Below are 293 nucleotides of genomic sequence, written 5' to 3'. Positions count from 1 at the left end.
TCAGGGCCTTGTTCTAATAACTCTTTTGCTTCTACTTTAATTTCTTGCAAAACACCTGTATCTTTTAAAATCATTCCATCATTAACCATCCTAGGCATAGTCGCCCTTCCATCTTTACAATCACTCTCAAAAAAGAAACGATATGACGATAAATTATGAGCAAACAGTTCTATATTCCATCCAAATTCAATGATAGATTCGCGATAAGATGTCTTTAAACTGTTATCAAATACCACAATATCTAGATCAGATGTTTCTGTTGATTGTCCCCGAATAACACTTCCAGTTAAAAT

Annotated in this window: 1 protein-coding gene; it reads right to left on the bottom strand. The window is 33.4% G+C overall.

Going from position 1 to position 293, the window contains the following annotated elements; all coding sequences use genetic code 11:
- On the bottom strand, nucleotides 1-293 hold a 293-nt coding region (locus AOA60_RS32505), incomplete at both ends, for a nucleotidyltransferase domain-containing protein (RefSeq protein ID WP_178075291.1).

This window comes from Pseudomonas sp. 2822-17, from assembly GCF_002742485.1.
Lineage (GTDB): Bacteria > Pseudomonadota > Gammaproteobacteria > Pseudomonadales > Pseudomonadaceae > Aquipseudomonas > Aquipseudomonas cyclaminis.
The sequence above is the reverse complement of the archived record's forward strand: the minus strand, read 5'-3'. Positions and strand labels throughout refer to the sequence as shown.